The organism is Nitrosospira sp. TNL300 (assembly GCF_055385915.1).
Window position 1 is genome coordinate 2,240,583 of sequence record NZ_AP041005.1, and the last position, 14,673, is coordinate 2,255,255.

A 14,673-nucleotide genomic window follows, 5' to 3' on the forward strand; every position below is an offset into this window, starting at 1 on the left:
AACTGAGGAAATTGTGGCAAGCGTAGAAAAACAAAGAGAGCGTCTGGTAACCCTTCTGGGTGATCTGTTCCAGCTAAATCAGCCTGATCTGGATTTTGGCTTTTACCGGATCATGCACGCCAAGGCGGATCGTGTTTCCAGCTTCCTGCAAAATGATCTGCTGAAAATCATTAAAGATGCCTTTGGCGAAGCGGACGGCAAGCGCGTGGAAGAAGCGCGTTTGGCGTATGAAACTGCCATAAAGCAAGCCAAGGCATTCGACGCTCCAAATCCTGAAGAAACCGAACCAGTCAAAAAGGCTAAAGCCGCCTATGACGCTATCAAGGATGCCGGCAACGGCGAAGGCGATGTTTACGACCATCTGTTCCGGTTTTTTGAGCGTTACTATGATAACGGCGATTTTATGAGCCGCCGCTACTATGCGCGGGAAACGGACGGTAAAGCTGCGCCCTATTCTGTCCCGTATGATGGCCGTGAAGTGTATTTGCATTGGGCGAATCGCGACCAATATTACATCAAAACGTCGGAATATCTGACGAATTTCACCTTTAATCTGGCCAATGCGACGGAACTGAAGGGATTGTTCGAGCAAGAAGAGCGCAAGGTGCATTGCCGCATTGTCGATGCCGCCGAGGGTGAACATGGCAATGTTAAAACCACGGATAAAACAGAACGCTATTTCCTCATCCACAAGGATGAACCCCTTAAAATCGAGCACGGCGATTTGGTCATCCAATTTGAATATCGCCCTGACCCGGAAAAATCTGGTCAAGGGGGAAAGTGGCAAGAAAAGCGGATTGAGGAAGCGGAAAAGTTAGTTTTTGAAACCTTGAAATCCGTGAGCGACGCAAAAGTTTTCGTGGCTCCGCTTTCCACCCTGATCGGGCAAGAGAAAAACAGAACCTTGCTACGCCGTTATCTGAACCAGTATACGTCACGCAACACGATGGATTACTTCATCCATAAAGACCTTGGCGGTTTTATGCGCCGGGAGCTGGATTTCTATATCAAAAATGAAATCATGCGGCTGGATGATATTGAATCTGCCGATGTGCCGCGCGTGGATTTTTACCTATCAAAAATAAAGGTGCTTCGGAAAATATCACATCACTTGATCGACTTCATGGCACAACTGGAGGATTTTCAGAAAAAGCTATGGCTCAAGAAAAAATTTGTGGTGGAAACAAACTACTGCATAACGCTGGATCGTATTCCTGAAGCTTTCTATGCAGACATTGCAACGAATGACGCGCAGCGGAAAGAATGGCTTAAGCTTTTTGCGATTGATGAGATTAAAGGGTATGCCAAGCCTCTTTCGGTAAACTTCTTAAAAGATAATCCTTTCTTGGTCCTAGATACAGCGTTTTTTGATGAGGCGTTTAAGGCGAAGATATTGGCCGAGATTCAGGATTTAGATGAAAAATCGAATGGCTTGATGATTTACTCTGAAAATTTTCAAGCCCTCCGTACACTTACGCAGCGCTACCAACAGCAGGTAAAGTGTACTTATATTGACCCACCATATAATGCAACTGCTACCGAAATTATTTACAAGAACGGTTACAAAGATTCATCATGGTGTTCTTTAATACAAGATAGGCTTGAGAGCGGGAGAAAATTGCTCGCAGATTCAGGGGTTTTATGCGTAACGATTGATGATTATGAGTTATACAATCTAAAAGCCGTTCTTGATAATGTTTTCAATAAAGAAAACTTTCTTGCTAACGTTCTGATTAGAAACAACCCATCTGGCCGATCAACTGTATCAGGATTTGCCATTTGTCATGAATATGCGTTGTTTTATTCAAAGGATAATATCCAATTAGAAATTGGACGCTTACCTCATTCCGAGGATCAGAAGAAGAGATATGATCTTTTAACTGATGCGGGAAAGTCATTTGAGTGGGAAAACTTCCGAAAAAGCAGTGCCGGATCTTTCCGACAAGATCGGCCTAAGCAATTTTTCCCACTTTATTACAATCAAAAATCTGCTTCACTCCGTATTCCAAACTGTGTTTGGGATGATCCAAGTAAGAAATGGAATATTTCGGATTCTCTAAAAGAAAACGAAGTTGAAATTTTACCTATAGACTCCCAAGGACGAGAACGTGTCTGGAACTTTGGGATGGAGAGGACTTTAAAGGAGCTGTTAGAGATTAAAGTTGAAAACAAGGATTCCGGGCTGGAAGTATATAAGAAAAAATACTTACAAGATGCAGGAATTCTACCCAGAACATGGTGGGATAAAACTGAGTATTCAGCTCGTGATAATGGCACTAGAACATTGAGAAATATGTTCAAAAGAGAGAATACTTTTGACTTTCCTAAAGCTGTAGCAGCAGTGCAAGACTGTTTAAGAGTTGGCTCATTGTCTGAGAATGAAATTTGCTTAGATTACTTCTCTGGTTCCGGAACAACCGCGCATGCCATTATCGATCTTAATAGAGAGGATGATGGCCAGCGGAAGTATATCCTTGTTGAGATGGGAGCGCATTTTGATGAAGTAACAAAGCCAAGGGTACAAAAGGCAACATATTCAAAAGATTGGAAAGAAGGAAAACCCATCTCCCGTGATGGTATTAGCCAATGCTTCAAATATATTCGCCTCGAATCCTACGAAGACGCGCTGAACAATCTAGCGTTCCGTGAAGATGCTACGCGAACGCAAGCCTTGGCCAAGAATGATGATTTCCGCCGTGAGTATATGCTCAATTACTGGCTGGAATTTGAAACCAAGGGCAGTCCGTCCCTGCTGAGTGTCGAGCAATTCTCTGACCCTACGGCTTATAAGCTGAAGATCAAAAAGCCGGAATCGGATGAATATGTTGAAAAAGCCGTTGACCTGATTGAAACCTTTAACTGGCTGATTGGCCTCCACGTCGATCATATCGACGCACCGCGTACCTTCGGCGGCAAGTTCAAGCGCGAAGCTGACGCGGAATTGCCGAACGACCAAACCACGCGCCTGATTTTGGATGGCAAGCTGGCTGAAGATGCCAAAGGCAAATGGTGGTTCCGCAAGGTGGAAGGCCGCATTTGCCGCACACCGGGCGACAAAAAGAACATGGATAAGGTTCTTATCATCTGGCGCAAACTTACGGGCAATCTGGAAGAAGATAACCTGATGCTGGATGAGTGGTTCAGGAAATACCGCTTGTCCACGCAGGATACGGAATTTGATGTGATCTACGTCAACGGTTCCAACAACCTGCCGAACCTGAAGCGCGATGATGAAAACTGGAAAGTTCGCCTGATCGAAGAATCCTTCCATCAAAAAATGTGGGATGTGGAGGATTAATTAATGGAACGTCGCAGCGCGGACAAGAAAAGGATGCTCGACCTGCCGTTCAAGCAGGTTTTGAACCAATGGCTCATCTCTCAGTTTGGCTTTGACCCACTAGCCAGCGTTAGGAAGGGCAAGAGAAAGCTTCGCGCTCTTGAGCCACTTTCAGCGACTCTCAGGACTGTGCCTGAAGGATTAACAGCGGATAACCTTCACCATTTTTACAAGACGCTGGATATTCACCTACAAGACAAGGCCGCGATTACAAGCGCAGAGCTGATGCGATATGAGCAAAATATTGTCAGCCATACGCTGGCGATTAACGAGCGTCGCAACCGTCCTATCGTCTGGAAATACTATCAGTGGCTTTCTCTACTGTTTGCCGAAGTTTATCTGGATCGCTTCTTCAGCAGCCGCGAAAATCTACTGACCAGCCTCAATGCCTATGTCGATGAGTTTAATGTCTTCTGGCAACAAAAGGAATTTGAGACAGGCATTAAGCATTTCAGTAATGATGAATTGAATAAGGTCTGCTTTCAGAATGCGACGGGATCAGGAAAAACCCTCCTGATGCACATCAACTTTCTGCAATTCCGCCATTATGCGAACCAATCATCTTTCAAGCATGACCTGACGCGCACGGTTCTGATTACCCCGAATGAAAGCCTTTCCGTACAACATGCCAGAGAATTCAAGGCCAGTGGTATTTCCGCTGAACGCCTACTGACTGATACGGGTGATTTGCTTTCTTCCGGCAAGAACGGGCTGCGCCAAATTGATTACACGGAAATCACCAAGCTAGGCGAAGCCGATAGCGTCAACGTGATTGCCACGCGCAACCTTGGCGACCAGAATTTGCTTCTGGTAGATGAAGCGCACCGGGGCATGGGAAGTAAGGAGGAGACTGGCTGGTTCAAAAGCCGCCAGAGGCTGTCCGAGAAAGGCTTTGTCTTTGAGTATTCCGCTACCTTCAAGGAAGCGGTAACGGCCGCCAAGCGGCCTGAGATTGAGGAATCTTACGCTAAGTCCATCCTATTCGATTACTCCTATCGCTATTTCTATGAGGATGGGTATGGCAAGGACTATCGTATCTTTAATCTACCAAAGACCTATGAACAGCTTCGCTTCAGTTATCTGAGCGCATGTTTGTTGGCCTTCTATCAGCAGCTCAAGCTGTATGAAGACAAAAAAGCTAGTTACACCGCCTATAACATGGAGAAACCCCTCTGGGTTTTTGTGGGTTCTACCGTTACAGGTGCAAAATCCGACAAGGAAACAATGGGCGATGTCGCGCAAATCCTTTCCTTCATAGCAGGATTTTTAAGCAACGAAGCACAATCTATATCTGAAATTGAAAAGCTGCTGAGCCGCAAAGGGCAGGATACTGGCTTGGTTGATGAAAAAGGCGGAGATATTTTTGCTGGCTCCTTCTTGTATCTGCAAGAGCTGATCCGCAAGGAAAACTGGAAGCCACAAGAACTGTTCCGCGATGTTCTTGGAAAGCTCTTCCAAAACCGCGCTGGCGGCCAGCTCACATTATCGCGTATCAAGGGCGACCAGAATGAAGTTATTCTGCGTACCGGGCAGGAAGAAACACCCTTTGGCCTTATCAACGTGGGGGATGCCTCTGGTCTTATAAAACATATCGAAGAGTCCGGGGTTTCAAACCTTGTAGTGCAGGAATCCGAATTCAGCGATACCCTGTTCGGGCAAGTTCATCTTTCTACATCGCCCGTAAACGTGCTTATCGGCTCCAAGAAATTCGTGGAAGGCTGGGATTGCTGGCGCGTAAGCACCCTTGGCCTCATGCACGTGGGCAAGAGTGAAGGCTCCCAGATTATCCAGCTATTTGGCCGGGGCGTTCGCCTTAAAGGGCATAGCTGGTCATTGAAGCGCAGCGGCTTTTCCACGCCAGCGCACCAACCTGAGCATATTCAATCCTTGGAAACACTGAATGTTTTCGGGATTGAGGCTGATTTCATGGAGAAATTTAAAAAGTTTCTTGAGGAAGAAGATCTGCCTAGCAACGATCAGAAAACGGTTCATACCATACCGCTTACAATCACCTATGACTTTGGCAAACAGCTTAAAGTTCTGCGCCCTAGGGAAAAGCGCGGCGATGGTCGGGAATATGATTTCAAGCGCGATGGTCGTGTTCCTAGCTTTGGGGATATTCCAGAGAAACTGACTTCCAAATCAATTCAGATAGATTGGTATCCTCGCATTCAATCTATCACGTCTAGGTCTTCAGGGAGAATTGCAGAAAAAGAGAAAGCGGTTTTTACCACTTATCATCTTTCTTTCCTTGATTTTGACGATTTGTATTTCAGGCTTGAAAAATTTAAACGCGAGCGTAGTTGGCATAATATCAATATAGCGCTTTCCGAAGTCAAACTACTGCTTGAAAACTCCACTTGGTACTCTCTCGTAGTACCTTCTGGCAGAATGGAAACAGCCGATATAGTCAATGTATCTCTATGGCAGGAAATGGCCTGTGAGCTTCTACAAAAATACTGCGAAGAGTATTACAACTACTGCAAGGCTGAGTTCATTCAGCCTCGTCTGGAATTACGAGTTATCCAACCGCAGGATCAAAACTTACCTTATGAAGACGAGTACCAACTTGTTGTTGATAGCAATGAATCTGCCCTTATTGAAGACATCCTTAAGCTGAAAAAAGAACTCACTGCAAAAAAACAGGGTATTTTAAAAATAAATGATTTTAAATCGTGCCTGTTTAACCATCACCTTTATCAACCTTTAATTCATATTTCAAAAGCAAGCAAAATTCAGATTGCTCCGGTATCACTTAACGAAAGCGAATTCCTTTTTATAGAAGATCTAAGAGAATATCTCTTATCTCACGCAGACAGATTCTCTAAGGAAGGTTCCGAAATATTCCTTCTGCGAAATGAAAGTTGTGGCCGTGGTATGGGATTCTTTGAAGCAGGAAATTTCTATCCAGATTTTCTTCTATGGCAAGTGCGTGGCAAAAAACAGAGTATTGCATTTATTGAACCGCACGGATTGCAGCACGAAGGGCCAGGACATAAGAAAATTGAATTCCATACATTAATAAAACAGATTGAAGCTCGTCTATCAGACGTAAATATTACGCTGAATAGTTTCATCATTACGCCAACAAGATTTGGGAAGCTAAATTGGGGTAGGTCTTTAGATGAACTAGAGGCGATGAACGTATTGTTCATGGAGGATCAAAAGAATTCCTATATTCATAGTATTTTCTCCAAGATGGCAATCGCGGATGAAGTTATAAATTACTCAGAGTTACCTGATAGTTCGTGGGCTAGAGCTACACGAAATGAACATGCTTCTGCTGCTCCGCTTGCCCAATTAGCAGCGATTGCTGATCTTCTACATCAATCCGTCCCTATATCTTTTGTTCGGTTGGCAGCTTTGTATGCGCTAGAGCCATCCTACCTTACCCGTCAACTATCAGGTAGCAAGCGAAATGACTGGCTGCGGCTTGTTGGCCCTGAAGCAGAAATGCACGCCAATAATGTAACCGCCTTTACCCCCAGAATTGATGGGGCTTGGCGCAGCGCAGTAAACCTGCTTATCGGTATGGGGGCAATTATTGAGGATAGTAGCCGACAGACATGGAAACGAGGCCAAGGACTCGATCAATTTTATACTGGTGCATGGTCAACTGGTCGTGCCAACTTTGTTTTACAGGCATTACAAAGTCTTTCCAAGGAGCGTGTTCTTAGCGAGCTTCCAACGGAAGATCAGACATGGATAGCAGCAAATGCAGCGTGACCTTTTTCCACGTTCATCTCTAACACTTAAACCAGAAAGTGGACGAAACGAGCCGCGCCTTTGGGTAAGACGTTTGGTTATTTGGGAAAAACCTAGTCAGATCATACGGGACATAGCGTTAAGACCGGGCTTAAATATAATCTGGTCACCTGATTCCACTCAGCAAAACGACGCGCCGATTGGTCATGGCAGCGGAAAAACTACATTTTGCCGACTTCTAAGATATTGCTTAGGTGAGGATAGCTTTGCCCCTGAGGGACAGCGGACTGCTATTTGGAATAATTTTCCAGAAGGGCATGTTGGCGCTGAAGTATTACTTGATGGAAGCCTTTGGATAATTTTACGCGCTCTGGGGAACAAGAGAAGAGACATTGCTATTGAGAACGCATCGTTTGCAGATGCGTTTAGCGAAAAAAGAGAAATTATAGGAATTACCCCTTTTCGTGATGCTGTTATAAGCACAATCCTTGGGGACTCTGCCCTGTTAATGCCCAATGCAATTGGTGTAAATGGTGCATGGGAGGCCGCTCTTGCTTGGTTAACACGAGATCAAGAATGCCGTTTCGGTCATCATTTAGATTGGCGTGATTCAAATACTAGCTCTAACTCTCCCATTCGTGGAAGATCAGTCGAAGACCGATTAACTGTTGTCCGCTCATTTATAGGTGCACTTACAAAAGAAGAAATTTTGACTCGTATTGAAGAAGGAAAGCTAGATAGATTTCTATCTGGCGATCGCTCGGAGTTTGGACGGTTAGATTGGCAAATTTCTCGATACTGTGAACGATTAAATCAGGTTTTCTCTACCGGCGTGGCATCAGGCACAAACCTTGATGCGGCTGCTATGAAGGATAGTGCAAACACCATATTAGCAAAATCCCTCAATTTGACTGTGAGCAGCAATATAACCGATCTTAAACTAGCTCGGCAAAATCGTGACGTAGCGCATTCTGAATTGCGTGGATATGAGGATAGCCTTAACCAAAATGCAATTAAAATTGAAGAAAAAGGGAAAGTCGTAAAGGCAATCGAATCTGAATTGCCAGAAGCGTATGCAAAATCTGTTTCGGAACAAAACCCCGTATGCCCCATTTGCAAGGTGCTGATTGACAAGGCATTAGCTGAGGGATGCGGAATTTCTACCACAACATGCGATTTATCTGCGCTTCAAGAAAGCATTGAAAAACGCAGGGCTGAAATGCAAGTGCAAATTAAAGAAATTGCCGAGTTAAAAGCAATTGAGCCAACCTTAAAGCAAAATATCGCCCTTGTACGTCAACGCCTTACTCCTTTAGAAAAAACCGTTGCTGCTTTAGAAAACTCGATTCTGCAACGGTCTGACGCTGTTCGCAAAGCTGAGCGGCTTGTTGACGACATTGCGCGATACGAGGAGTTTCTGACAGAAAAAGACAAATTGGGAAGGGCGATAGAAAACACCGAAACTCAATTGGAAAGAATCAGAGAAACTTTAGCAGCTCATCGCACTGCGGTTTCTGAGGTTATTAGGGACTTATCAGGGCGATTTGATACTATTCTTAGAGAATTGATACATGCCAATATACAAGGTGAAATAAAGCTCGACGGAAAGGGACTAAATCTGAAAGTGGAGCTTGGAGGAGAACGATCCACAGCAGCAATTGATTCATTAAAAGTTGTAGCTTTTGACCTTTCTGTTTTAACTTTAACTATAGAAGGCAAGACGCATCTTCCCGCTTTCTTGCTCCATGACAGCCCTCGTGAAGCGGATTTGGGCGCTTCAATTTACGGTCATTTATTTGAAGTTGCCAAACGACTGGAAAATACAGGGGCATCTCCTCTATTCCAGTATATCGTCACAACCACTACCGAGCCTCCTGAGGACTGTCGTACAGAACCTTGGCTTCGCTTAACAATTCATGGCTCTCCGGCAGCTCATCGCTTGTTAAAAGCTGATTTGTAAAACAAATTACAACGGTAAATGTAGTTCGTTCCATCTATCCTGATTTCGCTGCAGAAGCTCATTAGTCTGCTCTGAATAATGACGTCATCCCCGAAAACCGGACGGTTTAAAACTACAGGCGGACCGCTTCGTTGGTTTGATCTGACCTCTTTTTGACGAACTCGCTCGGGGTCAGGTGGCCGAGTGAGCCATGGGGACGGTGGTGATTGTAATCGTCCTGCCAAGCCTTCAGTTTCTCACGGGCATCGTGCAATGTAACGAATTCGTGGACATTGAGGAACTCATCGCGCAATCGGCCGTTGAAGGATTCGATCAGCCCATTATCCGTGGGTTTGCCCGGCCGCGTGTAATCGAGTTTGATCCCCCGGCGATATGCCCACTCGTCCAGGGCCTTGGACGTGAACTCCGTGCCGTTGTCCACGGTGATTGCTTTGGGCCATCCACGCTGTGCTGCAAGCCGGTCCAGGGCTTGACCCACGCATCGCCCGGACAGCCTGAAGTTGGCCTCCAGGCACACACTCTCGCGACTCCACTGATCAATGACGGTGAGGATGCGAAATGCCCGGCCATCGAGCATCTGGTCGTGGACGAAATCCATGCTCCAATGCTGATTCGGGCCGGTGGGTGCCTGAGGCCTGCCGCGCAGCAGCGCAATGCGCTTGCGGCGCTTGACCTTCATGCGCAGTTGCAGGCCTTGCTGGCGATAGAGCCGATATACACGCTTCTTCCCCACTTGCCAGCCTTCGCGCTTGAGCATCACCAGCACCCGCAGGTAGCCGAACCTGGGACGGCTCATGGCGATATCGCGAATGCGCTGGCATAGCGCACTTTGATCACGCGCCCTGCTCCTGGCATACCAAACCGAACGCGCTAGCTGCGCCAGGCGGCATGATCTCTGCACACTGATTTTGAAGCGCTCCTGCATCCAGGCTGCCAGCTCGCGCCGCTTGGCAGCCTTCAGAGCTTTTTTCGCACCACCTCCTGCAGAATCTGCTTGTCCAGCGTCAGGTCCGCCACGATACGTCGCAGCCGAACATTCTCATCCTCGATCTGCTTGAGCCTGCGCAGCTCGCTCACACCCAAATCCGCGTACTTCTTCTTCCACGTGTAGAACGTGGCCTCAGACACACCGATCTGCCGGCACACATCGACCACCGCTGTGCCGCTATCGGCCAGTCGCAGCGCATAAATGATTTGCTCCTCTGTGAATCTCGACTTCTTCATCGCTTCTCCTTTGCCTCTCATGAGGCCTTGGAAGCAATCCTACCTCCAGTTTTAACCTGTACCGATTTTCAGGGGAAACGTCAATAATCCCATAACATTCTGATTTTATTGTATAGATTGCTGAATTTGCATGGTTGAAATTGCCTGTTTTTGGTAAAATTACTGCAATTTCCTTGCAAATTTAGGGGGTTGTGGTGGGACCAAAACCAAGCACACCAAAGAGCAATGACCTGTTTCGCCAACGACTGGATGAACTGGTCAATCCAAAACACACCTTGGCGCAACTTGGGCAACATATCGACTGGTCAGTGTTCGAGCATAAGTGGGCAGGCTTTTTCCCTTCCGGCCGTGGACGTCCTGCGACTGCGCCGCGCCTGGTGGCAGGACTCATGTACCTGCAACACACCTTTGCGCTATCGGATGAAGAGGTGGTATGGGGCTGGGTGGAAAATCCCTACTGGGTGCGCCGGGAGACCGGCAAGGTGTAGGTGGTAAGAGTCCACTACGATGAAGGCATAGCGAGCCACATCGCCCCCAAGCCGTGCGCTGGTCTTCAGTGAAGCGTCGGTAGGGGAATGTGCGAGCCAGCCATGGAGCCACGAAATGGTTTATATCCCGGATGCCGACGCGCTCCAGGCCATACGCGCGGGCGCGACAACGCGAGCGCCCGCCGATCCGGCGTGGTCGTAGAACCTGGCATGCACACATGCACCTTGCGCGGGAACCGGGAGGTCTCACGTCTGACCTGGCGCTGTAGCAATGGCCAGGCTCGCATTGGGAAGGTGAGGAGCCGAAGCCGATGATGCACGGACATGAGAAGTCAGATCCCGCTATAGTAGCGACGAAGCCTGCGAACAACGCCGGGAATCCGGCTGCGGAGTGGATGGAGCCAAGGGCGGGGACCGAAGGGAACGCGAACCAGACTCACACGTGCCGGGCGCAGAAGCGGGGAAGCGTGTCACAGGGACTGGAGCGCGTACGGCAGTTGGCGAAGCAGCATAAGAAGATGCGCTTCACGACGTTGCTACACCACGTTACGGTCACCAGTATCTAGCACAATACCTCGTGCTCCAATCGCTTTATTTTGCCAAGCAGCAGCTGGCTGGCCTTCTGGTGCTCAAGACCGTGCAGGCCAAACGAGCCAGAAAGATGTTGCCCCAATTGCTCATGCTGCTTGAACAGTTCGCTCACAGCCCGGCACAGGCATTGACCTTACGTTCGTCTCCCCTGAGATACGTTTCAAATCCTTATAAATATTAGTATTTAGGGGTATACAGGAGCTGAGGGAATTGCCAGAATTTGCGTTCTTTCCCTCTGATTTCTGGTGATTTCATGAAGCCGAAGAAGCAAGGATCGAATCCTTGTGAAGACCTGTTTCGCATGCGTCTGGAGCAGATGCTGGATCAACGCCACGCTCTGTATCGGTTAGCAGGCAAGATCGACTGGGCTTCAGCGGAGGCGCACTTTGGTGGACTTTATGCTGAGGAAGGACGGCCTGGCATTCCCATCCGTTCATGGTTGGATTGCATTACTTAAAACACACTTTCAACGAATCGGATGAAAGCGTAGTGGCACGCTGGGTGGAGAATCCTTACTGGCAATATTTCTGCGGGGAAGAATACTTTTGGCACGCTGTCCCGATTGATCCAAGCCAGATGACCCGGTTTCGGGATCGGGTGGGGGATGCGGGCTGTGAATTCATGCTGGGGTTGACGATACAAGCTGGACTCAAAACCAGGAGCGTATCTTCTGCCTCACTGTCAGTGGTGAATGTAGATACCACGGTACAAGACAAAGCCATCGCATTTCCCACCGATGCCAGGCTCTACCACAAAGCCAGAGGTGCACTGGTGAGAATGGCGCAAGGGATGGGCATCAAGCTTCGGCAAAGTTATGCGCGCTTGTCGAAGGTAGCGCTAGCCAAACATGGACGTTATGCCCATGCCCGGCAGATGCAACGTGCCAAACGCGAACAGAAGCGGCTCAAGACCTATCTTGGGCGAGTGATCCGTGACATCGAACGCAAGCTTGGGGCTGTGCCGGAGCAGGACTGCCCCAGGCTCAAGCAGCTACTTGAGCTTAGCCTTCGCATTCATGTCCAGCAACGCCACGACAAAGGCAAGGTGTACAGTGTGCATGCTCCTGAAGTCGAATGCATTGCCAAGGGCAAAGCGCATAAGCCCTACGAGTTCGGCGTCAAGGTGGGTGTGGTGAGCACCAGCAAGGAGAGTTTCGTCATCGGCATGCAGGCTTTCCCCGGCAACCCCTATGACGGGCATACCCTCAATACCTCACTGGTCCAGGCACAGCGGCTCACAGGCAGGCTGCCCAAAGAAGTGTACGTGGATCGCGGTTACCGAGGTCATGGAGTGATCCAGGAGGGACTGAAGGTATGGATTGCAGGAGCCAAGCGAGGTGTCACGGTTGCCATCAGGAAAAAGCTCAAGCGTCGTAATGCCATAGAACCGGTCATCGGACATATGAAAACCGACGGGCGGTTAGCAAGAAACTTCCTCAAAGGCCAAGGCGGAGATGCGATGAATGCCTTGTTATGCGGTGCAGGTCACAACCTGCGCAAGATTCTGCGCCGCATGGCGCTTTTGTGCGCCCAAATCCTGAAAGACCCCATGCATAAATACTATACAAACAGTCTCCAAATAATGAGAGCTGTTTGTTAAAAACAGGTTTTTCAGGGACGACTACGTTCATGGCTCGAACCCATTGCCAGAATGTGGCGCTTCTCGAAGTCCAACGGGATTACCGAGGGCTTCCACACTAAAATGGAAATGCTCTCGCGCCGTGCGTATGGGTTCAGGAATTTTGAGAATTACCGCATGAGGGTCTTGGCTCAATGCGGTTGGAACGGTGTGATCAATCGTGTCTGATGAATGCCCATCCCCCGTTAATGGGAAAGAGCCGCAATTTCAAGTGGCGGAGAGAGAGGGATTCGAACCCTCGATAAGCTTTTTGAGCCTATACTCCCTTAGCAGGGGAGCGCCTTCGACCACTCGGCCATCTCTCCAACAAAGCCGCACTAGGATAGCGGTTTAGAACTTCCGGGTCAAACAAAGGTTATGAAAGAAACGCAGTAAGAGGAATATCATGATATCTGGTCGAGTTCGAATATCTTGTGCAACACCCGCACAGCCAATTCCATGTATTTTTCATCCACGACTACGGAAATCTTTATTTCCGAAGTGGAGATCATCTGGATGTTGATACCTTCTTCCGCCAGCGTACGGAACATTCTGCTGGCAATGCCCACGTGCGAACGCATGCCGACGCCTACCACCGAGACTTTCGCGATTCTGTCACCCCCGATCACACCCCGGGCGCCGATATGAGGCTGCACCTGATTTTTCAGAATATCCATGGTTCTCGCACATTCATTGCGATTCACGGTAAACGAAAAATCGGTCATGTCATCGTGGCCGACATTCTGGATGATCATGTCCACATCGATATTTGCATCCGCCACGGGGCCGAGAATCTGATAGGCGATACCGGGACGGTCCGGTACACCCAGCACCGTAATCTTGGCTTCGTCACGATTGAATGCGATGCCTGAAATAATCGCCCGCTCCATGTTTTTTTCTTCCTCGAAAGTGATGAGGGTACCCTCTCCTTCCTCCTCGAAACTGGAGAGCACCCGCAATTTAACCTTGTATTTGCCCGCGAACTCCACTGCGCGGATTTGCAGCACCTTGGAACCGAGGCTTGCCATTTCAAGCATTTCTTCAAAGGTAATCGTCTTGAGTCTGCGCGCTTCGGGCACAATGCGGGGATCGGTCGTGTAAACCCCGTCTACATCCGTATAGATCTGGCATTCATCCGCCTTGAGCGCTGCCGCGAGGGCAACAGCTGTGGTGTCGGAACCGCCTCGACCCAATGTGGTGATACTGCCTGTCTCGTCCACTCCCTGAAAGCCCGCTACCGCCACTACATATCCCGCATCGAGGTCGGCGCGTATTTTGTCCTCATCGATTTTGAGTATGCGCGCCTTGGTATAAGCGCTATCGGTGTGAATGCGCACCTGGGGGCCGGTGTAGCTCTTCGCCCTGATGCCCAGATCCATCAGCGCCATTGATAGCAGAGCGACAGAAACCTGCTCCCCGGTGGAAACCATGACATCCATTTCGCGGGGATCCGGATGAGCCTGGAATTCCCTGGCCAGCGCAATAAGACGATTTGTCTCTCCGCTCATGGCGGACACCACGACCACTACCTGATCGCCCCGAGCTTGGAATCTCGCCACCCGGCGCGCGACATTCTTGATGCGCTCCGTGCTGCCCACCGATGTGCCGCCATATTTTTGAACAATAAATGTCACGATAACCTGCTTAACTGAGAATGGCAAAGCCGCGGGCAAAATGCCATATGTCGGATCAATTTAGGACTTAAATCCCGGCATGGATATTGTGTTCGAATTTTACCTTATTACCGGAAT

At 48.4% G+C, this 14,673-nt stretch carries 7 protein-coding genes, 1 tRNA gene and 3 pseudogenes; 8 read left to right on the forward strand and 3 right to left on the reverse strand.

From position 1 onward, the window contains the following. Positions 1 to 13 precede the first annotated feature (13 nt). The 3 genes from ACZ5BW_RS10195 (at position 14) to ACZ5BW_RS10205 (ending at position 9,002) form a co-directional block, all read left to right on the forward strand. The gene (locus ACZ5BW_RS10195; protein WP_464539554.1) at positions 14 to 3,298 is read left to right on the forward strand and encodes a site-specific DNA-methyltransferase; all 3,285 of its coding nucleotides are present in this window, start codon (positions 14 to 16) and stop codon (positions 3,296 to 3,298) included. 3 nt (positions 3,299 to 3,301) lie between these two features. Next, positions 3,302 to 7,063 (forward strand): DEAD/DEAH box helicase, encoded by a 3,762-nt coding sequence (locus tag ACZ5BW_RS10200; protein ID WP_464539556.1) that lies wholly within the window; start codon positions 3,302 to 3,304, stop codon positions 7,061 to 7,063. Positions 7,064 to 7,136: 73 nt separating this feature from the next. Continuing rightward, positions 7,137 to 9,002: a hypothetical protein gene (locus tag ACZ5BW_RS10205; RefSeq protein WP_464539558.1), complete on the forward strand. Its 1,866-nt coding sequence runs from the start codon at positions 7,137 to 7,139 to the stop codon at positions 9,000 to 9,002. Between the two features lie 112 nt (positions 9,003 to 9,114). Here the strand turns inward: ACZ5BW_RS10205 and ACZ5BW_RS10210 are convergent. Beyond that, positions 9,115 to 10,226 (reverse strand): IS3 family transposase gene (locus ACZ5BW_RS10210; protein ID WP_464538878.1). Its coding sequence is split into 2 segments (ribosomal slippage): positions 9,115 to 9,971 and positions 9,971 to 10,226, totalling 1,113 coding nucleotides; the frame shifts between segments, so codons are not numbered across the junction. Between the two features lie 194 nt (positions 10,227 to 10,420). Between ACZ5BW_RS10210 and ACZ5BW_RS10215 the strand changes: the two are divergent. The 5 genes and pseudogenes from ACZ5BW_RS10215 to ACZ5BW_RS10235 form a co-directional block, all read left to right on the forward strand. Beyond that, positions 10,421 to 10,687: pseudogene (locus ACZ5BW_RS10215) on the forward strand (transposase); the annotation flags it as partial. 338 nt (positions 10,688 to 11,025) lie between these two features. Further along, positions 11,026 to 11,280 (forward strand): hypothetical protein, encoded by a 255-nt coding sequence (locus ACZ5BW_RS10220; protein WP_464539560.1) that lies wholly within the window; start codon positions 11,026 to 11,028, stop codon positions 11,278 to 11,280. Between the two features lie 11 nt (positions 11,281 to 11,291). Further along, positions 11,292 to 11,486 (forward strand): hypothetical protein, encoded by a 195-nt coding sequence (locus ACZ5BW_RS10225; RefSeq protein WP_464539562.1) that lies wholly within the window; start codon positions 11,292 to 11,294, stop codon positions 11,484 to 11,486. A 135-nt stretch (positions 11,487 to 11,621) separates the two neighbouring features. Further along, positions 11,622 to 12,904: pseudogene (locus tag ACZ5BW_RS10230) on the forward strand (IS5 family transposase). 21 nt (positions 12,905 to 12,925) lie between these two features. Further along, positions 12,926 to 13,111: pseudogene (locus ACZ5BW_RS10235) on the forward strand (transposase); the annotation flags it as partial. Between the two features lie 44 nt (positions 13,112 to 13,155). Here the strand turns inward: ACZ5BW_RS10235 and ACZ5BW_RS10240 are convergent. Both ACZ5BW_RS10240 and ACZ5BW_RS10245 read right to left on the reverse strand, forming a co-directional pair. Continuing rightward, positions 13,156 to 13,248, reverse strand: a tRNA-Ser gene (locus ACZ5BW_RS10240). 78 nt (positions 13,249 to 13,326) lie between these two features. Beyond that, positions 13,327 to 14,556 carry an aspartate kinase gene (locus tag ACZ5BW_RS10245; RefSeq protein WP_464539564.1) on the reverse strand — a complete coding sequence of 410 codons (1,230 nt, stop codon included), beginning with the start codon at positions 14,554 to 14,556 and terminating at the stop codon, positions 13,327 to 13,329. Positions 14,557 to 14,673 lie beyond the last annotated feature (117 nt).

Excerpts from the sequence above, each read along its gene's own strand:
- ACZ5BW_RS10200 (WP_464539556.1), top strand. The coding sequence starts at position 3,302 with ATGGAACGTCGCAGCGCGGACAAGAAAAGGATGCTCGACCTGCCGTTC.
- ACZ5BW_RS10220 (WP_464539560.1), top strand. The coding sequence starts at position 11,026 with ATGATGCACGGACATGAGAAGTCAGATCCCGCTATAGTAGCGACGAAG.